Below are 23,686 nucleotides of genomic sequence, written 5' to 3'. Positions count from 1 at the left end.
TAGGAAAACAATCCTAATTAGACTTGGCGCTTTTCTGTTCACCCCCAGCCTTATACTTGGAAGTAGGTGTTGGGAATGCCTAACGAGGTGACACCTTTGCTTTATTTCTCCTTTTCCCTTCTTGCCTGTTGTGTACCATGAAGCCAACACATAAAAAAGCAGTTTGCCTTGCTATCGCCATACTCGGCATTTTCTTAAGTGGTATGGGAATTGGCTTAGTATACGGAGTCGACCACCCACGTCCGAACGATAAGCGGACCCCGGAGGCGCACGCCGCACGCCGGTCGATGGGCACCACCCTTACTTGGACAGGTCTGGCCGTGACATTCGGCTCGCTTGGCTTGCTCATGATGGCGCGAAACAGCGAAAAGAAAGCCTGAAACCTGCGACGCCCCAATGGCTGCTTCAACTAAACGGCCGCGTTTACCTTCGGACCGTTTCGCTGAATCAGTGCAGGCGAAGCTTCGCCTTTTTATGCTTTTTCCAGCCGCTCACGGCCTTGTTTCATGTCTATTCCTTCTTTTCCTTCCTTGCGGTTGATTGAAACAGCAATTCGTAGTTACTGGGGGCTACTTGTTCTGCTTGCCGCCAACGGCATTCTCATAAAAATCAGTGCATTTTATAAGTTTCATCCGGGCCACATCGGGCCGTACAATATTCCTTTCCTCGACGCTGAACTTCTAGCCTTGGGGTATATGCTGCTACCTTTTGTAGGAACGGTGCTCGCGGCATTGGCGGCCTTTAGGCGCCGCCCGCTGGCCTACGCAGGCATCTTGTTTTTACACCTGCTTTTCTGGGTTGTTCCCGTAATCTCCTTGGTTATTCGTACGCACAGGCCGCGGGCTCTGGTGATCGAGAATTGGCTCAACATCGCGATGATGACAGCGGCTTTGTATTTGCTGACGACCCCAGCGGTGCGCACGTATTTTGCTTTGTCTAACGAGCGTAGCGTGAGGTTATACCAGTACACGGCCTTGACTGCGTTCGTGTACGCGGTCCTGGGGTTTATATTATTCTAAGCTTCACAGATAAGCTCGTTATTCTATTCGGACCGTTTTCTTAGACCGCTAACCGGTCTTTTTATAGCAGCGGGAGGTAAATTTACCCCAAGCACAATGAGGTTGATAATACGCTGAAGCACATGCGGCACGTTTCACCCGGAACGGATGCATCCGATTGCCTCCTCGGGAGCGAACCGTTGCACCTGCCGGGGGTACCGGGTAAAAGCCACTTAGGTTCACGAAAAAAGCTGGTTAAAAAAACCCTATGACGCTAAACCTGCTAACGACCTACTTGCCCCGCACCCTGCTTCGGCTGGCGCTGCTGCTATGGGGAAACGGCCTGGCCCTGCCGGCGGCCCTGGCCCAAACGCAGCCGGCCACCCTCCCCAATCCCGTGCTGCCGCTGCACTGCCTGGCCCCGGCCGCGCCCGGCCGCTACACGCCACTGCGCCAGGCCATCGGGGATGCCCGCGTGGTGATGCTGGGCGAACAGACCCACGACGACGCGACGACGTTCGAAGCCAAAATCGACCTGATTCGCTACCTGCACGACTCGCTGGGTTTCACCACCCTGGCCTTTGAGGGCGACATGTACGCCCTGGACAAAGCCCGCCGGGAAATAGCGGCGGGCAAACCCGTGCTGCCGGCGCTGCAAAATTCGGTGTACGAGGGGATTTGGTCGGGCACGCAAGAGTTTAAAGCCTTGGCCGACTACCTGGGCACCCACCCCCGGCTACAGGTGGCGGGCTTCGACTGCCAGCTCGTCGGCGAGTACACGCACGAGCTGCTGCTGCCGGAGCTGCGTGAATTCGTGGCCCAGGACCGGCGCACGAAGTGGCGCGCGGCCGATTTCTACCCCGCTCAGGAGCTGCTGGCCGAGCTGGCGGGCGGCGACTTTAAACACGAGGAGCTGCACCCCACCGACACCGTGGCGCTGACCCGCTGGCTGGCCCGCACGCGCCAGTCGCTGGCCCGCGTGGCCGCCCAATACCCCGACCAGGCCGTCCGGGTGGCCTTCTGGCAGCAGTGGCTCAAGATGGTGGCCCGGTCACACCAGGACGCGAAGGCCCAGGCCCGCCGCCAAGTGGCCCCGACCAACCAGAACGACCGCGATGCGCAGATGGCCGACAACCTGCTTTTCCTGGCCCAACAGCCCCAGCACCCGAAGATTATCGTGTGGGCCGCCTCCTACCACCTGGCCAACCGCGTGGAGCGCATCGACCTGGACGATGCCACCACGGAGGCCTACGCGAAGCAGCTGGCGGTGCAGCAGCGCACAGAGGTGGACGACGACGACAAGCCGAACGACAACCAGCCCACCATGCTGCGCCACACGCTAAACGGGGCCGTGCCGATGGGGCGGCTGGTGAAGGAAAAGTTGGGCAACCAAGTGTACGCGCTGGGCTTCGTGGCCTACGAGGGCACCTACGGCCGGGTCGGCGACAGCCTCCGGCTCTACCCGGTGCCCACGCCGCCGCCCGGCAGCGTGGAGCAGGCGTTTCGGGCGCGGGGCTGCGCCACGGGCTTTGTGAACCTGCGCGGCACGCCGGCTGGCAGCTACTACGCTTCCCCCCTGGGCTACCTGCCCGTGCGGGCCCCCTGGTCGGAGGTGTTCGACGGCCTGTTCTACACCCAAACCATGCGCCCGACCAACAACCTGGCGGCCGGAACCGTAGCGGCCGTGCCCGTGACCGGCCACCAGTTGCGGGGGCTGGTGCGCGACGCCAAAACCGGCGCCCCCGTCTCCTTTGCCAGCATCGGCATCCGGGGCACCGGCACGGGCACGGTGTCGGGCCTCGACGGCGGGTTTGCGCTGTTTGTGCCCACGGCCCACGCGCGCGACACCCTCCAGATTTCCTGCATCGGCTACGCCACGGTGCGGCGGGCGCTGGCCCGGCAGCCCGCCGGAACGCTGCTGGCCGTGCCCCTCACCCTACAAGAGCACATGCTGGGCGATGTGATAGTGCGGGCCCCGCTTAGCGCCGCGGCCATTCTTACCAAGGCCCGCGAGCACATCACAACCAATTACGCCCAGCAGGCGCACAGCATGCAGCTGTATTCGCGGGCCCAGTACTGGCGCAACGACTCCCTGCGGGTGCAGCAGGAAGGGGCGCTGGACTACTACGACCAAGAAGGCTACCGCCGGGGCAGCTGGGAACACACCAGCCGCTACCGCTTTCTGCAGCTGCGCCAGCAGCGCAAATCCGGCGACCCCACCCTACAGGAGTTCAAGGACCAGCCGTCCTTCTGGCTGCTGTGGGTCGCCGACCCCGTGCTGACTACCCGCAACCCCCTGCAGGACGGCACGATGCCGAAGTACACCCTCACCCTGCACGGCCAGACGCAGTACAACGGCCGGTCGGTGCACGAAGTAACCTTCGTGTGCAACCGGCCCAGCGCCTTCACCACGCCCTACGGCTACCCGGCGGCCGATGCCTACGTGGGCACCGTGTATGTCGATGCCGAGAACTTCGCAGTGGTGAAGTACGAAGCCTTCACCACGCGCAGCCCCTACGAGGTGAGCAAGCCCAAGGTCTTCAAACGCTTCGGGTTTACGCAGCCCTTTACGAACTACGCGAAGCACCACGACGTGTACCAGTACGAGGAAGTGAAAGGCACGTACTTCCTCAAATACGCCCGGCGGGAGTCAACATTTGACTTCGTAATGCGCGAAAGTCAAGAAAAACACCACTGGCAGGACATTCACGAGCTGCTCACCACCAGCGTGGAGCTGACCAGGCCGCTGGTGCTGCAAGGCAACCTGCTGGAAGGAGCCGGCAAAGTGCCCTACCGGGCCGAATTCTGGGATACTTACCAGGTGCTGCTACCAGCAGAAGGGGGAAAATAACCTCACGCGTCGCAACACGTTTCTCCCTCAGCCCGCAAGTGCTTACCACGGCGCATATGTATGCCGCTCGACTACCTGTTTAATAAGCAATTGCAGGCACGCCAAGCCCATAATATCTGGCCATAGGGCTTAGGCAGGTTTATCCCCCCCTATGCGATGAAAAGGCCCAACCTATTTCACGACTGCCATCACGATTTTAGCGTGAAACAGGTCGTTGCGACAGCAGGCCGCTCGCAGGCGACCTTCTACCACAAACGCTCCTTTGAATGAACGGCCTTCCTAAGCAGAAGCCTTTCCGTGCACTCCGCCCAAACGGTTTGCTTGACCCTGCTTTAGCAAGCGGCGCATCGAGACGTAGTAAGATAAAGACTCTAAAATACGCTATCCGCGCCAGCACACTTTCTATTTGCAAAATGGTAGTATATTTACTACCTTTGGAGCATGAAAAGCAGCGAACTACTAAAACGACTTCAACGCGATGGATGGTACATCGCCGAACAGCAGCCCGGAAGCCACTTCCTCATGTGTCATCCCACCAAAAAAGCCCCTACGCCAACTGGTTGCATCTCGGTGACCTTCCACGGAAGTAGCGAAGTTGGAAAGGGGTTAGCTTCAAAACTTCTAAAACAGGCGGGGCTCAAATAGGCGCGCCGAAACTTTTTACTTAAAAAGGTAGTTTATTTATTACCTTTAGATGCCAGCAACAGATACAGCAACAGAAAACCAGTTAACCATGAAAAAGCCCCAATATGAGATGATTGTTGAGAAAACCTCAACAGGATATAGCGCCTACTGCGAGGCCGTGGGCGCATTCACTACCGGTGTCAATGCCGACGAACTCAAGGCAAATATTGTAGCCGTATTGAATTTGGCACTTGGTGACACCGCGCCAGGCGTAACGATTGATGATGCAAAATTGACTTGCGACCTTCCGTCATTTTTTGACGCCTATAAAGTCATCAATGCTTCTGCATTAGCGAAGCGCTTGGGCATGACGCAATCCTTGCTTTCACAATATATTTCGGGGGTAAAAACACCCAGCGAAAAGCAAACCCACCGCATTTTGGAGGGTATTCGTCAAGTAGGCAGGGAGCTTTCCGAAATGGAGTTTGCTTAGGCTAACATCAATCATGATATTCCTAAAAGCCTGCGCAAAATGCAGGCTTTTTTGTATCCATTCTTTTCTTATCGAGAAAAAGCCCACAGGGTCTATTGTATCACGTGACAGACATTATTTAATGAGTCTGCACTTGCCTTTTACCTTTCCCACCGTTTCGCTGAACCGATTCTCCCAGTAGCAGCAACTATTGCCGTGCGGTGAGCGGCCGTCTAGCACCTGGACCGTACCTTGTTTGCCTTCGTACTTTTCCCTTTTAATGAAAACCACCTTATCAATTCTTTTTGGTTTGGCTGCCCTACCATCACTTGGTCAAGAAGCAGCCCCTTCCCTTGCGGCGTACCCTGTGCGCAAGTTTTCTGTTGGGGTGTTGGGCACTTACAACGCCCTGGGCATTCAGTCAGATTACCGCTTTACTCAGCGCTGGGGCGTGAAGCTGGCCGGGGTTCATCAATTTGGCTATGAACGAGCAGCCGAGTACAGCCGCGCCGGCATCGGGCTCTTGACCTACTCCTTACCCACCAACTTCAAATTGGTAGAGCCGGTGGTGGGCGTCGGCGCCGTGTACACGAATTATCATTGGGCACTAGCCGGAGGCAGCGGTGAGGTAAACGACTTAAACTTTGGGGCGGGCTTCGGCACCAACCTCCGGTTCACTGACCGTTTTCGGACTGGGCTCAACATTTTTGTAGTCAATGGATTTCGAGCTGAATACCAGGCAGGCGACATGAAAGTAATCGACCGCCAGGTCAGGGTTTTTCCTGCTCTCACACTGGATTTTATCCTTTAGCTGACCCCCGAAACAGTAGGTTTTTCAGGCATTGCCCCGCCGTACTATTTGGGCCTTGGGAAAAGAAGAGAATAGATAGCACAGCGGGAAAAGACCATATAAGCAGGCTTTAACCCTCCTTTCAGTGAACGCCTAGCAGCTGGCTAGCACCAGGTGCAAACAGACCACTGTAGCGCGGGGCGAGTTTAAGAAACCCGTCTACGATTCAAAGTTTACGAAACTCGAAACCGAGATGAGTTTCGTAAACTCGATACCAAACGCTTGCATGGACACCCGCAAACAGGATTTTCGGGGCAGTGGGGTGGTGCAAATCATCCTACCTATGTCAGGGTTGTGACCTTTTACATAATCCTACTTCTCGGACAACCTTAACCTAGCGGGATTTTCGCGGGCGCATCCACAGCTGCGTAATGGTATCTCCCCGAATGAGATAGTAGTTTCCGCGTTCACCAGCGCGAGGAACAGACAAGGCTTCCATACTCACCGAATCATGGTGTATAATACGGATGTACCGGTTGAAGTACGGGTCCTGTGCAAAGAGTGAATCTACGTTTGCTACCTGTCGCAATTCCCTGCGAAACACTATTGCGTTGACAAAAGCGTCCTCATACTCGACCAGATGGCTTCCGTTCCGTTCACTGGAGGTCTGCACTTTAGTCATCGCCTTACTAAGAGTCATGCCGAGCACTACTCCAATGAGCGAAGAACCTAGACCTACCCATACTTTGCTGGAAAGAGCCATAGTACAGCCTTGTAAATAGCCAGTTATTAAGAGGCTGGAAGCTAGAGAAAGTAAACGAAATGTAAATACTTGGGATTGCCTGTAAGACCTTATGGTATAGGAATAGGTCATTAACATAATGCGAGTTATAAACCCACTCTTGGAATAAGTGTGAGTTTGAGCCTTATCCTAAGACACGACTGGTATAGTATTTTGGCGAGAAGCTAAGCTCCAGTTGCAGGACCTCACCACGCGGCTCGATGCTGGTTCTTCGCCGCTAGATAGCCCGGGCACAGTTAACTAAATTGCTTGTCCTTGTCCACTATCCCTCCTATGCTCCGACTATCGCAACGAGAATGGCTTTGCTTCCTTTTGAGCGCTCTGGGTATGCTGCCCGGATTGGCTCAGGCCCAGGCTCGACTCAACCTGACTCTGGAAGCCGATGCCAATCGCGGCCGACCGCTGCTGCTGTGGGCTCGCAAAACCGACGGTGGCACGGCCGTAGATTTCGATACGATGACGTTCCGGCAGGGTCGGAGCAGCCTCCACCTCGACTTGGAAAAAGCCGCCGAACCTACTTTCGCAGCCATTTATACCTTGTTTTCTTTTCCCGTAGACTCGGTGCGCAGCCGGCTCGTAACGGTGAGTGGCTGGGTACGCACCCGTAACTTCGCGGGCCAGGCCGGACTTTATTCCTACGCCCACACGCCTGATAACGACGACGGCAAAGACCGGCGCGACCAGCTCGAAAACCTGCCGCCCAACCAGGATTGGCGCCGCCTGGAGGTAACGCTGGCAGTGAAGCCAACCGCTACCGCCTTCGGCCTGGGCGTGCGCGTCTATGGCAGCGGGCAGGTCTGGTTCGATGACCTAGAGGTACGCATCAACGGCCGCCTGTATCAGGACAAGCCGCTAGCCGGCACGGAGGCCCTGCTACTGACCGCCCAGGAGCGCCAGACTCCCACTTGGAGCTTTGAGCAACTGCCACCCGCCGCCGCCCGCCCCGACCCCGCCCGCGTCACGTTGCGCCTGGATAGCTTGCTGCCCCGACAGGGCCGCCGCAGTCTGCGCTTGACGGCCGCCCCGCCCGAGCGGCCCGGGGAACTGGTGCCTGTGGTGTACTTAGGTACGCTGCCCATAGCGCAACTGCGCGGCAAAATGCTAAAGGTGAGCGGCTACTGGCGCCAGCTAGTCCCAGCCGGAGTGGGCGCACCCGTCTCACCAGTTTTCACCTATGCCCGCCTAGGTACCGCTGGCCGCGGCGGCACCGAGTCACAGTGGACTTACGGGGTGGTAGAACTGCCCCCGCCCCCCCGGCCTGGGGCGGAGTGGGCTGCGTTCAGCCTGGACATACCGGTGGCCGCCGACGAGTTTGCTGCTGACCTGTCGCTGGGGTTACGCCTGCCCGGTCCGGCCATAGTGCTGCTAGATGATTTTACTTTCAGCCTCAATGGGCGGCCCTACGTGCCGGCCCCGCCGCCCGCGCCCGCTGCGCCCACTACCGCCGAGGTAGCCTGGCTGCGTCGGGCGCTGGTGCCGGTGCCGGTCCTTGCGCCGGCGGTCGGTACGGCAGTCAAAACGCCAGATTTGGCCGCGCTGGGGCCACTGATTAGCAACGTGCGGGTGGTAGGGTTAGGCGAGGTAACACACGGTTCGGGCAGTATATTCGAGATGAAGCACCGGCTGGTGCGCTACTTGGTGGAGCAAGAGGGCTTTAAGGGTTTCGTGCTGGAAAGCAGCGCCGACTGCGAGCCGTTGAACCAGTACCTGCAAACTGGACAGGGCGACCCGGCCCGGCTGGTGGGCAGCCTGGGCCCGTTTGGTACCCAGGAAGTACTGGACTTGCTGCGCTACCTGCGCGCTCACAACCAGCGCCCCGGTGTGGCCAAAGTACAGTTCGCAGGCATGGATATGCAGGCGCCTGAGAACGTGCTGGCGTTCCTGCAACAGGCGGCTCGCCCCGACGACGCGTTTTTGCAGACCCGGTTGCGGGAGCTGGCCGCGGCGCTGGCGCAGATTCCGCGCAGCGGCGGTGGGCCCGCCATTGACCTGTTCCAAACGCCCCACCAGCCCGACGATGCCCGCCTGCAAACGCTGCTGCGCCTCACCCGCGAGTTGCGTACCGGCCTCGATACCCGTTTCAAGCTCGTGCGCAACCCTGACTGGACTATGCGCCAGCAAGCACGCTTCCTGTTTGAGTTGCGCCGGCTGGAGCAGGGCGCCACTTTCCGGCGCCTGCCCCTGCGCCAGGGCGGCGATTACCGCGACGCCTGCATGGCCGAAAACGTGGTTTGGTTAAGTCAAAACCTGGGCCTGAATGGCACCCCGGCCAAGCTGGCCGTTTGGGCGCACAATGCGCACGTGGCCACTTCCGCCCAAGGCCAGCGCCCGCTGGGGGAGTGGCTGCGCGACAGCTTTGGTCCGTTGTATTTGTCTTTGGGCTTTGCCTTCGGGCAGGGCAGCTACGCGGCAGAGGGCGGTCGAACATTTCATTCGGTAGCCGCACAACCGGCCCCGACTGGCTCTTACGAGGCTTGGTTTCAGGCCACCAAACTGCCCGCCTTCGTGCTGGATATGCGTCAGCTGGAAATAAATGATGCCAATGCCTGGCTTTTTCAGCAGCAGCAGTTCCGCGACATCGGCATTCAGGAGGCAGCGCAGAATTTTGCCTCCCACGAGCTGCGCCGTGAGTTCGACGCAGTACTGTTTCTTCGGGAGTCAAAAGCAGCGCAGCATCTGAAGTAGCGTGTCTACTTTGTTTCGGCGGGGGCGCTGGCACGTAAGCCGGGAAGAAAAATTGGGTCGTCTTCCGCGCTTCTTTGTCGGTACTCATGTCCTTCCGGAACCGCTGAATCTGCCCGTTTTACGTGCTGCAAACGGTCGTCGTTTGCAGCACGTAAAAAGAACAACTGTTTCATGAGTGGCGGCCCGCCGCAGCTAGATGAGGACTTACTCGACCATCAGGCGGGCCGTCCGGGCCGGCTGGCCGGGTACGGTGGCTTGCAGCAAGTACACGCCAGGACGCAGATTGACCAGCGACAAGCGAGCGCCTGCGCCGGTGCGCACCAGCCGGCCCTGGGCATCGAGCAGGCGCAGGAGGGTGTTCGTTCCCAGCCCGGGGAGGGTGACCACTTCGCGGGCCGGATTGGGTGCCAGCACCAGGGGACTGGCGGCCAAGCGGCCCCCGCGCGCCGACAGCGGGCCGGAACCGCCCGAAACGAGCAGGGGCACGGGGCTGCGGTAGGGCTGGCCATTGCCGAGCTGGCCCTCGTCGTTCCGGCCCCACACCCAGAGCGTACCGTCGGTGCGTACCCCCACTGTGTGGGCCGAACTGCTGGTGACCACCTGTTGCCAGTTCGTGGCCGTGCCTATTTGTACGGGGGCATAGCGGATGTCGGAAGTGCCGTCGCCGAGCTGATTTCCGGAGTTGGAGCCCCAGCCCCAGAGTGTGCCGTCGGTGCGCAGAGCCAGGGTGTGGAGAGCGGCGGCGGTCATGCTGCGCCACCCGGCGGCCGGACCTACCTGTATCGGCGTCGGGCGGGTGGTGGTGTTGCCATCACCTACCTGACCAAAAAAGCTGTCGCCCCAGCCCCAGAGCGTGCCGTCGGTGCGCACAGCAGAAGCGTGACGCTCGCCAAAAACCACTTCCCGCCAGGTAGTGGCCGTACCGATTTGCACCGGCGCAAACCGGTCGATTTCAGTGCCGTCACCGAGCCAGCCACCAAAGTTGCGGCCCCAAACCCAGAGCGTGCCGTCGGTGCGCACGCCCGCCGCGCGCCCGCCGTTCATGGCTATTTGTTGCCAATTCGTGTCCGTACCGATTTGAGTTGGGGTGGGACGATACGAGTCGAACAAGGTCCCTAAGCCACTGATGCCCGAACCCCATACCCAGAGAGTGCCATCGGTCCGCACCGCGAGCGTCCAGGTGGAAGCCGTAACTACGCGCTGCCAGTTCGTGGCCGTGCCAATTTGCACCGGGGCTAGGCGGTTGGTGGTGGTGCCGTCGCCGAGCTGGCTGCTGGCGTTGTCGCCCCAGGCCCATAGGGTGCCGTCGGCACGCACCGCGAGCGTGTGGTTGTTGCCGGCAGCCACGCTGCCCCAGTCAGTGGCCGTGCCGACCTGGGTGGGCACGTTGCGCGCGGTGGTGGTGCCATCGCCGAGCTGGCCGAACGCATTTTCGCCCCAGGCCCACAGCGTGCCGTTGGTGCGCACCGCCACCGTGTGGCGGTTGCCCACGGCTGCCTGCTGCCAGTTCGTGGCCGTACCGAGCTGTTCGGGCTGCCGCACCCGGGCCGTAGCCAGCGCCGGGCTGCCTACCTGGCCGCTGCCGTTGCTGCCCCAGGCCCACAGCGACTCGTCGGTGCGGGTGGCGACGGTGTGGGTGCTCCCCCCAGCAATCTCCCGCCAGGTGGCCAGGGTGCCCACCTGCACCGGCACCAGCCGGTTGGTGGTGGTGCCGTCGCCGAGCTGGCCGTCGGCGTTATAGCCCCAGGCCCACAGGGTACCGTCGGTACGCACCGCGAGCGTGTGGTCGGCACCGGCGGCCACGCGTTGCCAATTCGTGGCCGTACCAATTTGAGTAGGGATATTCCGGTTGGTGGTGGTGCCGTCGCCGAGTTGGCCCCGGAAATTGCTGCCCCAGGCCCAGAGCGTGCCGTCGGTACGCACGGCCACGAGATGAAAGCCCCCCACTGCGACGCTTTGCCAATTTGTGGCCGTGCCAACTTGGACCGGGGTATTCCGGGAGGCCAGGGTACCATCGCCGAGTTGGCCCTGGAAATTATCACCCCAGGCCCACAGCGTGCCATCGGTGCGCAGGCCCACCGAGAAAAAGGCACCTGCGGCCACATTGCTCCACGTAGTGGCCGTTCCAATTTGCTGAGGCAACACCCGGTCGGTGGCCGTGCCATCGCCAAGCTGGCCCCGGGAATTTTCCCCCCAGGCCCAGAGCGTACCGTCGGTGCGCACCGCTACGGTATGCCTGACACCAACGGCCACCCGCCGCCAGGTATCGGTGCCGACTCGGGCCGGTGTAAGACCATTGTTTCCGGGGCCATGGCCGAGCTCGCCGGCTGAATTAGACCCCCAGGTCCAGAGGGTGCCGTCCGTCCGGATAGCCGCCGTGTGGCCGGTGCGGCTGGCCGCCACACGCTCCCAGGTGTTGGCCGTGCCGATTTGCACCGGAATCGGTTGGTCCACGCGGGTACCGTTGCCGAGCTGGCCCACGAAGTTATTGCCAGAGGCCCACAGCGTGCCGTCGGGGCGAATGGAAACCGAGTAATCACCCCCAGCCGCCAAACGCTGGCCGTGCGCCGTGCCCAGGCTTGCGCCCAGCAGGCACAGCCACACCAGGAGTTGGTAGAAAAGGCCGGGGGTACCGGCCTGGCAGAAGGAGGAAGCGTGCGTCATCGGTTGGATAGAAAAGGGGGCAGACGGAAAGCAAAAATCTGTACAATAATACTATGGGAAGGGCATTTGTGCAGGCTTAGGTAGCAGTTGTGGTTCCTATCGTCAAGGTCCGCGCCCCGACCCTTGTGTGTGGCATAGTTCACCGGTAAAGTACCACAATTGGAGGGTAGGGGCGGTGGGGAGCAAAACCGCCCATATTCCGAGGTGAGGTTTATAACGCATGTTACGTTAAGTGCCGATTCCGAGAAGGGAGCCCGCTCGCAGCGGGCCGTTTCCCTTTCCTGCCCCAGTAGCGTGCCGTCGCTAGTTGCACGCAATCCGTTACTATTGCGCTTGGACTGTTTCAAACTAAATTCATCCGCTAAGCATATGGGAGGTCTCCTGCACCACATCGCTCAATTTTTGATCGCCATTGCTCGCAGTATTACGTGCAGTATGGGTATCCATCCGTAGCAAGCATTCCAAGTAGCGGGATAGGCCCCGGAACCGGTTGGGCTCCCATTCTTTAGTTGCTTGTCTGGTTGCCGCCGCAAGACCCCCAGGGGTGGCTATGCTTCGGCGGCCAACCGGTAGCTGGTGCTACGCCCGCCGGCGCCTTCGTGCACCAGCACGCCCTTGGCCAGCAGATCGGCAATGTCCCGGCCGGCCGTATCCTGCGAACAATGGGCTATGCGCGCCCACTTGGCCGTGGTGAACTTGCCCTCGAAGCCGTCGAGCAACCGCGTGAGCAGTTGCCGTTGACGTTCGCTGAAGGGCGTCTGGTGGTGGCGTTCCCAGAACCGGGCCTTAGCCAGTACCTGGCCCAGGGTCTGTTCGGCCGCCTGCAGGGCCCGACCCAGGCAGCCCAGAAACCAGGCTAACCAGGGCGTGACATCCAAGGGTCCGCGCTGGCTGGCCTCGAGCAGGTCGTAGTAGGCCTGGCGCTCGGCCTGGATCTGCGCCGACATGCTGTAGCAGCGTTGCCCCGTACCGTCGGCGCGGGCCAGTTGCAGGTCGGCAATGGCGCGGGCAATGCGCCCGTTGCCGTCGTCGAAGGGGTGGATCGTCACGAACCAGAAATGGGCCAGCCCCGCTTTGAGTACGGGGTCTAAGCCCTGGTCGGCGTTGAACCAGTCCAGGAACTGCTGCATCTGCCCGTCCAGGTCCTTGGCGAGGGGCGCGTCGTAGTGCACCCGCTCACGGCCCAGCGGCCCGGACACGACCTGCATCGGACCGGTACGCCACGTGCCCACCTGCAGCGGGTACAGGCCGCTGTAGCCAGTGGGAAACAAGGCCGCGTGCCAGCCGAACAAGCGCTGGGCCGTCAGGGGCTGGTCGGCCTGCTGGGTGGCGTCGAGCAGCATGGCGACCACGCCCTCCACCCGACGGTCGGCGGGGGGCAAGGCGGCCTGCTCCAGCCCCAGGCGCCACGCGATGGAGGAACGCACCGACGCGGGGGGCAGCAGCTCGCCTTCGATTTCGCTGGACTTGAGCACGTCGAGCGTGAGCGTGCGCAACGTGGCTTCGGCCCGCAGGTCCACACCCAGCGCGTCGAGCCTGCCTAGCAGGCGCCCCTGCTGGTGACGAACCGTGCCCAGCAAGGCTTCCAGGGCCGCCGGGTTCCAGGCAAAGGCCGGCCAGTTCGGCAACTAATGAATGTAAGATCCTATTCGCCGCATAATCTGCGGTGAATATACCCGTTATTCGCCGCACCAGTTCTCCTTCCCTCAGGGGCTGGGCACGGCGAGGGGGCTGGGCAAGGGCTGCACGTGCAGCGGTACGCCGCGATAGTGCAGGTACTTGTAGAAGGTGGCCTTGCAGATGCGCAGGCTGCGGGCCATGTCGTCGACGCTGAGCGCGCGGGCCTGGTAGAGCAGTTCCGCCGCGCGGGCCGTGCGCTGAGCTTCCTCAGACAAGCCCGGCTTGCGCCCGCCGACGCGGCCCCGGGCCCGGGCCGCGGCCAGCCCGGCCAGGGTGCGCTCGCGGATGAGTTCGCGCTCGAACTCGGCCAGCGAAGCAAACAGGTTGAGCACCAACCGGCCCTGAGCCGAGTGGGTGTTGATGGCGTCGGTCAGGGAAATCAAGCCAATGTTGCGGCGCTGCAGTTCGGCCACTAGGTCGAGCAGGTGCTTGAGCGAGCGGCCCAACCGGTCGAGCTTGTAGATGTAGACCGTGTCGCCCGGGCGCACCTGTAACAAGAGCTTGTCGAGTTCGACCCGGGCGGCCAGGGCGCCGGAGGCTTTTTCTTGGTAGATGATCTCGCAACCGGCCTGGGTCAGGGCGTCTAGTTGTAGTTCTAAATTCTAGTCGCGGGTCGAGACGCGGGCGTAGCCAATCTTCATACAGGGGAGTTTACGAAACTCATCTGCTAACGGCATTTCGTAAACTTTGATTGGTAGACGAGTTTCTTAAACTCGGCAAGGGCACCAAATGGCCGTTCCAAGCTTTGGTGGAACTTGCGGGGCGTTTAGTTCAGCGGTTCACGGAAAGGAGGGTATGATTATGTGTGTATCTGCTAAATTTTAACGAAGCGCCGAGTTTCGCGGAATTCACCCATTTGTAGGCGGAGAATGTAAACACCGGCCGGGAGTGTTTCGGAGACGGAAAGGTTAATAACTTGGGATGAGGTAGCCTGGGTCCCATGCTGCTCTAGCACGGGCCGGCCTAAGTTGTCGAGCAGAGCTATTTGCCAGCTCCCTTGTGCCGTGCGGGGTAGCTGCACGGTAAGCGTACTGGCTAGGGGGTTGGGGTATGCCTGCCAAGCGACAGCAGCGACGGCGGACGAATTAGCCAATACCACGGCTCCACGCTTGAGCACGACGCCACCTCCGCCGGCTACCCAGATATGCTTGCCATCAGGCGAAGCGGTAATAGAATTAAGGGTTTCGAACGTGTTAGTGGGCTCACTACGCCAGGTGGTACCACCATCGGTGGTAACCAAGACAGTACCTAACTCGCCCGCAATAATGCCTACTTGGGAGTTGAGGAAGCGTACATCGTTAAGGTTGACAGTCGTATTGACGGCCATGGGAGCCCAGGTTATACCGGCATCCTGGGTGCGCAGGGCCGTGCCTCTGTCACCGACGATGACGCCGTGTTGGGCATCAGCGAACCAGACGCCATTAAGCCGGGCCGAGGTAGTGCTATTAAGGGCTGTCCAAGTGCCGAGGGAGCCAATATTTTTGCGGAGTGTACCCCCGTCGCCAACAACATAGCAATCTTCTCCGGTTGGGCAGTTGCCATCGTAAAGGTTGGCCTGGGTACCACTGCGGGATTCAATCCAAAGGACGCCGCCTGAGCGCGTGATACGCAATGAACCGCCGTCGCCCACCATGATGCCGGTGGTCTCATCGCGCATGTAGAAGTTGTTGAACTTACCGTACTCGTAGATCGTGAATGTCTGGCCGAAGTTCTCGCTCTGGTAGATGACGCTGGGCTCACTGGCCGAGGGCGGCAGCTCCCAGATCAAAATGACACGCCGCGGAATAGGGTTGGAAACAGCTTTAAGGCGGTTGCTGGTGCCGGGCGTGTTGAAATTAGGCAACTCATCCCAAGTGGTACCCCCATCGCGGGTTTTGAACAGAGTGCCACGAGTACCGCAAGCCCAGCCAATATTGGCATCGGCGAAGTACACTGAGGACAACGAGTTTCCACCCGGACCTTGGTTGACCCATTGAGCTTGGACATTCGATGCTAACAGTGGTGAAACTGTTAAGGCAGAGTAGAAAATAAATTTTAAATTCATTTTATTGTTTTTGCAAACTGTAATTAAAAGATGTTAATCAATCACAAATACTGCCGTATCCTTCAATTATTTCACTGCCAGGTGAGATTTTAGATATTTTGACAGTTACGGTGTCTCCAACATGGTGTTTTTTTTCTAGGATTACATTATTTGTATACCTTATTCCGGAATATTGATATAATACTTTAGTTTTCCAAGTACTTCTTAAATAGTATGTATCCAATATAATTGCTTCTACGCATGCCCCACTATTTTTTATGTTATTATATGTTCTACGTGCTTGAAACCCCAAATATATAAATGCAACTATAATTATCACTGAAATGGATACAATGAATAGGTTTTTCATATTATTATTTTCCTTGTGGAATACGTTGATTTATCTGATTTGCTCCGAAATTTCCAACAGAAGAACCAGCGAGTTTAGCTGATGCTTGCATAAGGACTCTTGCTGCGCCTATTCTACCTACACCTAAATCAGCAATTTTGCCAACTCCCGCATACGTAACAGCTTCAACCCCTGAAGCAAGGCGTGGCTTGTTACCAAATAGTGGTGAACTTATAGGATTTCCTGTTAAAGAAAATGGCTTATAATCAATAAGGCAGTCTGCAAGACCATTCTTAACAGGAGATTTTATAAAACTATCTAGAACTACATCAGCAACATCTAATTGTCTCCAATCTCCCGATGCTCCTACAATTTGCCCAAGAGCACTAGTAGTTCCCTTTGTTGCTAAAGAAGTTGCTATTCTCAGCGCCACCGCTCCTTCTATAGCAGTAGCACCACCAGAAACTAGGCCGCCTGATAAGATAAGTATACCCATAGAATAATCATTAGAGAAATTCATCATAGCCTTAGCGCTATTATATTTTTCACCTACAACATTGACTGGAGTTAAGTATGTCCAAGTTGAACCGTCAGCTAAGCCATATACATAACTGCCATTTGCTAAAGAACCTGATGCTGTTTTTCCTGCATACTCACCACCACCATGCCTTGAATTTACATCTGCTTGATTAAGAACATTCGCATCATATTCCAAGGCCCCAGACTTATTCCGAAACCAGTCCTTTCCTCCATCTGGATCTACACTGTTGACTGGGTTATTTCCCATACCCACATAGGGGGAATAATACTGTCTATATGTATCGTTCAAAGAAGAAGCACAAATAGACATCTCTACTCAGGTGGACACACTGTTCGCGAAATCACTATATTCAGAGAAGTCAGAAAATTAGTGTATACAAGAAATGTTAAGTATGTTTTTTATGTCATAACTTTTATTTTTACTGCCACTAGATGTATTCACCTGAAATAATCTATTGTTTTTTCTAACAAATGTCATAGTTGAAAATATAGTTATATTTTGTTCGTTAAAATTATATTTAATGTATACAATGTCCTGATTATTATTTGAGCATTTACCTTTATAATCGATATTTAATTTTTGAAAATTATTATTCATTTCAGATACATAATCATCTAAAAGTTGGTCTAATTTAATATCGTTGTTTGGTATAATACGGATTACGATATTATCGCAAAACATTTCGCTGCCTGTGCAATTTGCTTTAAAAGCTTTTACATTGCTGTCATTCATAGGTACATTTTTCCACCCTATTGGCAGATTCAACTTTAATCCATTTGAATCTATTTTTTTGTTTGAATTCCGTATGTTTACATCTTTTTCAGCCTCCATTTTGCAGCCTGTAATTAAAAGGTAAACTACAAAAAGTGTTACGTTTATTAGTCTAGTATTCATTTTTATGTTTTTATGTTTTTTTGAATCTATTAAAAGCTATTTTTTTGATCAAATTTCACATAAATCACTTAACTTATGTCAGCCAATTATTAGTATTATTTTCTTAATGCGAGGCAAGGTTTAGGGGTAATTTATTCATATGATGATGCATTTTATAAAAACGCGAAAGCAATAGAATTTGGGGTCTAAAAATCACCTTCGTTCGTATGCCAATTTATGGCCCGTCGAATGCGGACGAAATCAGCTTACTGCAAGGTGTCAATATTAAAGGCAATATAGTTATTAGCAAACCGGTCGGAATAGAAAAACGAGCGTTTCTTTACTTTAATGAAATTAAGCCAGTTGCCCCTGTTGGCCTTTTTGGCCTTTTTTGGCTGCTCAAGTCGACACCAGTCCTCTTATCGCTACGGCGACGTTTGCATCACCCGCGTGGACGAACCGGGGCACAGCTACTTCTACTGGGGCACTTCCGCCAGGTCCGCCACGCCCGACGTCTCGGTGGACTATCACGAATACGGTTCGTCCTTGGATGGATATATGATATTCAATCCCGATAAATCCGTCAGTGTCATCGGGGTGTTGGGCTATTTCCAAACCACCGGCTCCACGCATCCAGTGGCCGTAAAAAGCACTCCCAATGAACAGTTTATCCCGTGGCGCGACAGCATAGCAGGTCGCTACCGGAACGTGGTCCGGCTTCGTTCCGAAGAAGCTGTGGAACGCCAAGAGAACACGGCTAATAAATCGGCAGTACTAGTGTCGGCTCGTGAGTAGCGAGAGTTGATGGACAATTCCTAAGCGAAGTTCAGCCAAACGGTGGGTCGGTGAACGCTCTGTGTTTGAAAAAAGGAGCTTTATAATGGTAAGAGCCTTGGATTAACCTTGGTCGAGCGCAATTCCTGCCGCAGGCGCTCTAAATCGGCGGGCGAATATCGGCGAGAACCGCCCAGGTCGAGAGAGCGCAGGCGGCGGGGAAACTGGGCGGCATCCAAGCGCGGCAACTGCGTGTCGGACAAACCCAAGTGCCGCAACCACACCATATGCCGCAGGGAGTCAGGCAGGGTCTGTAGGGCGCAATTCTCCATGCGCAGCGTCTGCAAGGCTTGGCATTCGGCAATCCACTCCGGCAGGCACGTGGCGTCCGTGCCGCGTACGGTCAATGTGCGCAAGTCGGGCAAGTTTCGCACCCAGGTGGGGAAAGCAACGGGCAAATTCAGCAACTGCACTTCCCGCAGCGCCCGCAGTTGGCCCCATGCCTCGGGTAGGTCGTATGTGAGGTCGTTGAAGACGGTGTGTAGACCTTTGAGATGCAATTCGCGCAGATGGGGCAGACGAAGCAGCTGCGGCCCCCATTCCTGTACCTGGCTGTCTTCTATCCATAGGTGCAACCGATAGCAGACGGGGGCCGCTAGGGCTTCAGGAATCGAAGTAAACAAGCGGCGCTCAAACAGAGCCATAAAGGAAAGACGCATGTGATTACCTGAACTTCTGAAGGGCTACGCTAAGAGTTCAAGAAAAGAGTCCGAAGGTAAACGCGCAGTGTTCAAAAATAACGAGGGTCTTATTAGTCACCGTAAATGAACCCCAGTACGACGGCGACCCAAAAGGCCCAGTACAGCAGAAAAGCCCCCACCCCGCATGCGCCGAGTAAGAGGAATACTCCCGCCCAGCGATTCGCGCGAACCAAGGCGGCATGCCCGGCCACAGCCAGCAGCCCGACGGCTGCGAGGGCCAGCCAAGCAGTGCTCATTTCATTCACCCCGCTATGCTTCGTAATATACTGTAGCAAATACACGCTCGCACTGACGGCTCCGAGCCACCCGATGCTCAACGTGAGCACGAACAGGCGCAAGCTCAGCGGCTGGGAAGAGAGCGAAAGGCGGACCAACCAAGAAAAGCTCATTGAGTGGATATGCTGAGTCGTAAACTTACGTGGAGGGTTTACCAAAACGGTGATTTAAATAGCCCCCGTTCTGCGGATAGGGTACAATAACGGCCTGTTATCGTGCCTAAAATGACTGATTTTCAAGTGTGTACAGGGATAAAATGTGACTTTTGGACCAAACTTTTAACCAAGGCCGCTATTGCTCTTTTCATCCACTGTGCTACCAACCGAAAGCCGCTATGTGGCTACTTGCGGCTACTCCGCAACTTTGATTGGATATCATTTAGCAGCCACTAAAACCACAGCTACTCCACTGCCAGCGCCCGGCTGACCTGCTGTCCGCCGGCCTGTATGCGTAGGTGGTAGAGGCCCGGCATTAGCCCGGTCAAATTCAGTACCTGGGGGCCGCCGGCCGCGACCGGCAATACCCGTATCGTCTGTACTACGCGGCCCAGCCCATCGAGCAGTGTGAGCGTGGCCGGACTGCCCCCTGCCAAAGCCGGCAGCAGTACATTAACTGCAGCCTGCGCCGGGTTGGGCCACAGACGCAGTCCGACAGCTAGCCCGGCGTTAGCGGTGGCCAGCGGGAGTCTGGGGTCGGTAAGCAAGGCAATAAAGCCCAGAGTATTAGTGGTGGGGCTGGTAATAAGCTGCGTGCCGAAACTAGCCGGTGGCACTGTTTCCCCACCCACCCACACGCTGGCATCGGCCAGGGCTATACCCTGGCTGATGGCGGAGCCCGGGCCTCCCGCCTGCTGCGCCCAAACGAAGTTGCTTGTCGCGCCACCATCGGCCAATTTGGCGACGAATGAGTTGGTGCGGCCGACGCTGTTCAAAGAAGTGCTACCTACACTGACCGAACCACTGAAAGAACCCGTTGTGTACACTTCAGCCCCTCGCACGGCAATCCCCCCTATTCTGTCGTCGTTGACGCCGCCTAGGCGCTGGGCCCAGCCAAAGCTGGCGTCGTTGCCCGCGTCCACCAGCTTGGTCACGAACACATCGGTAGTGGCGGCCGAACCAGCATTGGTCAGAACAGTAGTCCCGAAGGTAGTAGCCGCCTTCGTGAAAGTACCTCCCACGTACACAGCGGCACCACTTACAGCCACAGCCACAGCAGTGGCCGAACCGGGGTTGCCGCAGCGTTTGGCCCAGGTGAAGCTGCCCGTAGCTCCGGCATCCGTAAGTTTCGTCACAAACCCCTTGAAGGCCAATTCATCCACGCCGCTGCCCATTAGGGTAGTATTGCCAAATGTGATGGATGGCCCCTCAAAGCCACCCACTACATATACGTTGGGCCCGCTGGCAGCCACGGCCCGCGCCCCATCGCCGTAAGCGGCACCCGCCCGTTGGGCCCACACGAAACTACCGGAGCTGCCCGCGTCCGTAAGCTTGGTCACGAAGACATCGGCGCCGCTGCCTGGCAGAGCGACACTGCCAAAAGTAGCCGTTATGCTGGCCGTGGAACCCACCACGTACACGCTGGTGCCGCTCACGGCCACCCCCGTCGCAAAATCTACGTTGGTACCACCCGCGCGCTGCGCCCACTCAGTTCGGCTGAGGTTACCCGCATCTGAGACTTTAAGTACGAATATATCAGGACTGTTTCCGGGGTATTTCGTCAAGTTGATTCCGTTGAAGGCAATGGGAGAGCTGTAATAATAGCCCGTCACGTATATGTTTGCGCCGTTAACGGCCAGTCCACCAACATCCTCTTCGGCGGTACCACCACCGCGCTGGGCCCATACAAAAGCACCCGTAGCCTTGTCCCACTTGGCCACAAATATATCGGAGAGCCCATAGCTGGTCATGGTGGTCGGACCAATGCGGATGGTACCCTGAAACGAGCCTGCCACGTACACGTTGCCACTGGCATCGGTGGCGGTGGCCCTTACACTTGAAGTCCCACCACTGCTCACGGCCAACGCCGTCTGCCAGGCCGGGGCCTGTGCGTATGCCCCTAGGTGACCCAGGCAGCCAAGAGTAAACAGACAGATCAGCCGAGTTATTGGGGTAGTATTTTTCATAAAGTGCGCTGTTATGAGGTTTCTTTTACTCTTTTGCTGATTACCCTTGTCAGCGGCGGCAATTGAATGCAGCAACGACGACTCAGGTTGAAATAAGGCGGTAAAATACGAAGGTGCAGGATATTACGTGAGGTGGTCTAGGCAAGGCGGACAGAAGAAGGACGTATACTTCTTCTGTCCGCCTTGCCTAGACCACCTCAGCAGGTGGAGCTGTTCAAGCGCCGGCTCAAGCAAGAATAGCTGGCCCAATTCCAGGAGCTGGACGAGTCGCGCCTGAGTGAAGTGCGACTCGGCCGGCGGCCGGCCGACGGCTACTTTCTGCGCCGCATGTATCCGAAGCTGACAATTTCGGCCGAAGAGGTATTGGAGCGGACGGCTTAATAACCTGGTGGGCATGTGCTCGGCAATTGTTAAAACGCGAAAAATTCTCTCTGACATGACTATTCAAAATGAGCAGGAGTACCAAGCGGGAATGAGCCGCTTGGATTCCCCTGATAGCACGAATCCCGACAACTCAGCGGAAATGGAGGCGTTGGGCAACGCTCTTAAATCGTATGAAGACAGCCACGGCCACGCGCCAGTACGAGCGGATTCGCCCACGGTCCGAATTAAGCTAGCTGCCCAGGGTTCCGAGCAGGGTCCCGGCCACAACGCGCGCACCGACCACTTGCGGCCGGTCATTGATTTTCTGCTGGCCAAGGATAACCGCCCCTCCCATCATTGGCACTAGAGCGGGTTCTGGTTTGACCAGGGGGACGAGCTGCATTACAGCTTTACTGATCCTATCGACGCCGCCGAGCTACGCGAGCAATTTGACTTTCCCCCTCAATACACCTCTCCGATGACGGGACGATAAAGGACGGGCCGAATCACTTTGCTATTTACTATGATCGGCCCGCAAAGTCTCTTTCCTTTGAGCAGCCCCAGGAAAAGAGCAGCCCAGCTGCTAACGATGAAATTGAATAAAGCGAGTTGAGGGCAGTTTCGGTCTGCGAATACATTAGTAACACTGGTAATACAAGTAACACTAGTAACACTAGTAACACTAGTAACACTAGTAACACTAGTAACATGTGAATCGATTTAATGACCAGGGAACAGCAGGCATGAGAGGATTGGCAACACAGAGGCTTGCAATGCTGACCTGGCGTAAAATGAAAGTGCCTAGTGCCGCCGGCTCGGGCAGTTGAGCCAAACTCAGGAAGCTGCCACTCGTCCGCCCGCTGCGAGACCATGCCCAGGTTGCGGGCATAGCTGCCCGGCAGGTCGTAGCTGGCCAGTGGCTTTGCCGGTCCCAGGGGGGAGCTGTCCCGAGCAAGATATCAAGCGCTTCCAGTAACCGTTCCAGCACTGTCAAGCGGGGGGCCTCCCCCCCTGCTCGATTGCGTTAATAACGGGACCTGGTGAGTCTATTCCACGTCACCTGTCGGAAGGGGCCGCCCGCAGCGTAGCCACGTCTAAGGTAGCCAGGGGCAGGGGTGCGCTCAGACAGGCGCCAAAGCTGATGTCCGTCGTCCATGCGGCCAGGTCCGTCCCATAAATCATGTGCCGGCCAGCCTCATCCTGGTATTGGGTTTTGCCCATCAGGAATACTTCCAGACCGGGCCGCCGGCACGTCGGTAAGCGCCTGATGGGCCAAGCACGGATGCAGTAGCCCGTTCAGGTAGTCACGGAGGACCCGGTAAGCAACCTGATAAGAAGAAGTCATGACAAGCAAATAAAACGGGCTGCAAGCGCGGCAACCGAAAGTAGCGATTCCGGCCTGATTTCAGCCTGTTATCAAGAAGTCGCGGCACCTATATAACCGGTGTTACCGGTAACACCGGTTATATAGGTAACACCAGTAATATGCGTAACATTGGTAATACCCAGTGTCTGAGAGAAGGATGGCCTTGATTGAAATCCTGGTCCAAAAGCCGCATTTAGACCAGCCTTCTATCTGTCGGGCAATAACGCATTTAAAGGCAGAAGACGTTAGCTTGCCCGCCTTGTCTGGCCAACGGCTGCGTGTTGCGGTTGCCATTCTGCTTTCAACACGGACATCACGATTTTATCGTGAAATAAGCCCTGCCGATAACAGGCCTGTCGTAGCCGGCCTTCCACGACGAAGCCGGCTTTAGCATACGCTTTTAAGCCGCCTGTATTCGATTCCGAAACCGTGAGCATAATCCGATTGAGCTGGTGGTGGGTAAAGCCAATGTCTACGATTTGCTTGGTCACCGCCGTGCCCACGCCCCTCCCCCAAAAAGCTTTCTCGCCAATGAAAATGAAGTATTCGCCTGAGTGATTGGTTCTGGAAATACCGGAGAGGCCGGCATAGCCAATCAACGCGCTCGTTTCTTCTAGAGCGTGTGGACAGCTGTCGTAGCTTTGGATTATGCGTCGTCACGAGTTAACCGAT

18 protein-coding genes and 1 pseudogene are annotated in these 23,686 nt (G+C 56.9%); 8 read left to right on the top strand and 11 right to left on the bottom strand.

The features are described 5' to 3' along the window. Positions 1-506 precede the first annotated feature (506 nt). The 6 genes from HW554_RS18200 to HW554_RS18175 all read left to right on the top strand — a co-directional run bounded on the left by HW554_RS18200 (position 507) and on the right by HW554_RS18175 (position 9,222). Positions 507-1,019, top strand: coding sequence for a hypothetical protein (locus HW554_RS18200; RefSeq protein WP_176909978.1), 513 nt, complete (start codon positions 507-509; stop codon positions 1,017-1,019). A 247-nt stretch (positions 1,020-1,266) separates the two neighbouring features. Then, positions 1,267-3,849, top strand: coding sequence for an erythromycin esterase family protein (locus HW554_RS18195; protein ID WP_176909977.1), 2,583 nt, complete (start codon positions 1,267-1,269; stop codon positions 3,847-3,849). A 441-nt stretch (positions 3,850-4,290) separates the two neighbouring features. Next, positions 4,291-4,494, top strand: coding sequence for a type II toxin-antitoxin system HicA family toxin (locus HW554_RS18190; protein WP_176909976.1), 204 nt, complete (start codon positions 4,291-4,293; stop codon positions 4,492-4,494). Between the two features lie 88 nt (positions 4,495-4,582). After that, the gene (locus tag HW554_RS18185) at positions 4,583-4,966 is read left to right on the top strand and encodes a helix-turn-helix domain-containing protein (protein ID WP_176909975.1); all 384 of its coding nucleotides are present in this window, start codon (positions 4,583-4,585) and stop codon (positions 4,964-4,966) included. A gap of 259 nt (positions 4,967-5,225) precedes the next feature. Then, a complete protein-coding gene (locus tag HW554_RS18180) occupies positions 5,226-5,756 on the top strand; it encodes a hypothetical protein (protein ID WP_176909974.1) in 531 nt (176 codons plus the stop codon). A 1,093-nt stretch (positions 5,757-6,849) separates the two neighbouring features. Then, on the top strand, positions 6,850-9,222 hold the full coding sequence (locus tag HW554_RS18175; RefSeq protein WP_176909973.1) for an erythromycin esterase family protein: 2,373 nt from the start codon (positions 6,850-6,852) through the stop codon (positions 9,220-9,222). A gap of 204 nt (positions 9,223-9,426) precedes the next feature. Here HW554_RS18175 and HW554_RS18170 read toward each other — a convergent pair whose 3' ends face one another. From HW554_RS18170 to HW554_RS18140, 7 genes and pseudogenes are all read right to left on the bottom strand, one after another. Beyond that, positions 9,427-11,886 carry an RCC1 domain-containing protein gene (locus tag HW554_RS18170; protein ID WP_176909972.1) on the bottom strand — a complete coding sequence of 820 codons (2,460 nt, stop codon included), beginning with the start codon at positions 11,884-11,886 and terminating at the stop codon, positions 9,427-9,429. Positions 11,887-12,434: 548 nt separating this feature from the next. After that, on the bottom strand, positions 12,435-13,514 hold the full coding sequence (locus HW554_RS18165; RefSeq protein WP_246285469.1) for a Fic family protein: 1,080 nt from the start codon (positions 13,512-13,514) through the stop codon (positions 12,435-12,437). 78 nt (positions 13,515-13,592) lie between these two features. Further along, positions 13,593-14,153 (bottom strand): annotated as a pseudogene (locus HW554_RS18160) (recombinase family protein); the annotation flags it as partial. A gap of 227 nt (positions 14,154-14,380) precedes the next feature. Beyond that, entirely contained in the window at positions 14,381-15,499 is a 1,119-nt protein-coding gene (locus HW554_RS18155) for a T9SS type A sorting domain-containing protein (RefSeq protein ID WP_317170906.1), read from the bottom strand. A 148-nt stretch (positions 15,500-15,647) separates the two neighbouring features. Then, positions 15,648-15,959 carry a hypothetical protein gene (locus tag HW554_RS18150; protein ID WP_176909970.1) on the bottom strand — a complete coding sequence of 104 codons (312 nt, stop codon included), beginning with the start codon at positions 15,957-15,959 and terminating at the stop codon, positions 15,648-15,650. Positions 15,960-15,963: 4 nt separating this feature from the next. Then, on the bottom strand, positions 15,964-16,788 hold the full coding sequence (locus HW554_RS18145; protein WP_176909969.1) for a hypothetical protein: 825 nt from the start codon (positions 16,786-16,788) through the stop codon (positions 15,964-15,966). A 57-nt stretch (positions 16,789-16,845) separates the two neighbouring features. Beyond that, entirely contained in the window at positions 16,846-17,310 is a 465-nt protein-coding gene (locus tag HW554_RS18140; RefSeq protein ID WP_176909968.1) for a hypothetical protein, read from the bottom strand. 390 nt (positions 17,311-17,700) lie between these two features. Here HW554_RS18140 and HW554_RS18135 point away from each other — a divergent pair, with 390 nt between their 5' ends. Next, positions 17,701-18,147 (top strand): hypothetical protein, encoded by a 447-nt coding sequence (locus HW554_RS18135; RefSeq protein ID WP_176909967.1) that lies wholly within the window; start codon positions 17,701-17,703, stop codon positions 18,145-18,147. Between the two features lie 80 nt (positions 18,148-18,227). On the opposite strand, the gene HW554_RS18130 is transcribed toward HW554_RS18135, so the two are convergent. Both HW554_RS18130 and HW554_RS18125 read right to left on the bottom strand, forming a co-directional pair. Beyond that, complete coding sequence (locus tag HW554_RS18130) at positions 18,228-18,845, bottom strand: leucine-rich repeat domain-containing protein (protein WP_176909966.1); 618 nt, start codon at positions 18,843-18,845, stop codon at positions 18,228-18,230. 718 nt (positions 18,846-19,563) lie between these two features. Further along, complete coding sequence (locus tag HW554_RS18125; RefSeq protein ID WP_176909965.1) at positions 19,564-21,285, bottom strand: T9SS type A sorting domain-containing protein; 1,722 nt, start codon at positions 21,283-21,285, stop codon at positions 19,564-19,566. A 436-nt stretch (positions 21,286-21,721) separates the two neighbouring features. Between HW554_RS18125 and HW554_RS18120 the strand changes: the two genes are divergently transcribed. Further along, positions 21,722-22,015 (top strand): hypothetical protein, encoded by a 294-nt coding sequence (locus HW554_RS18120; RefSeq protein ID WP_176909964.1) that lies wholly within the window; start codon positions 21,722-21,724, stop codon positions 22,013-22,015. Between the two features lie 689 nt (positions 22,016-22,704). On the opposite strand, the gene HW554_RS18115 is transcribed toward HW554_RS18120, so the two are convergent. Further along, on the bottom strand, positions 22,705-22,869 hold the full coding sequence (locus tag HW554_RS18115; protein ID WP_176909963.1) for a hypothetical protein: 165 nt from the start codon (positions 22,867-22,869) through the stop codon (positions 22,705-22,707). Positions 22,870-23,259: 390 nt separating this feature from the next. Continuing rightward, positions 23,260-23,661 carry a GNAT family N-acetyltransferase gene (locus tag HW554_RS18110; protein WP_317170905.1) on the bottom strand — a complete coding sequence of 134 codons (402 nt, stop codon included), beginning with the start codon at positions 23,659-23,661 and terminating at the stop codon, positions 23,260-23,262. Between the last annotated feature and the right edge of the window lie 25 nt (positions 23,662-23,686).

Source organism: Hymenobacter lapidiphilus (genome assembly GCF_013377885.1).
Classification (GTDB): domain Bacteria; phylum Bacteroidota; class Bacteroidia; order Cytophagales; family Hymenobacteraceae; genus Hymenobacter; species Hymenobacter lapidiphilus.
Note: the sequence above shows the minus strand (reverse complement) of the source record. Positions and strands in the feature narration are given on the sequence as shown.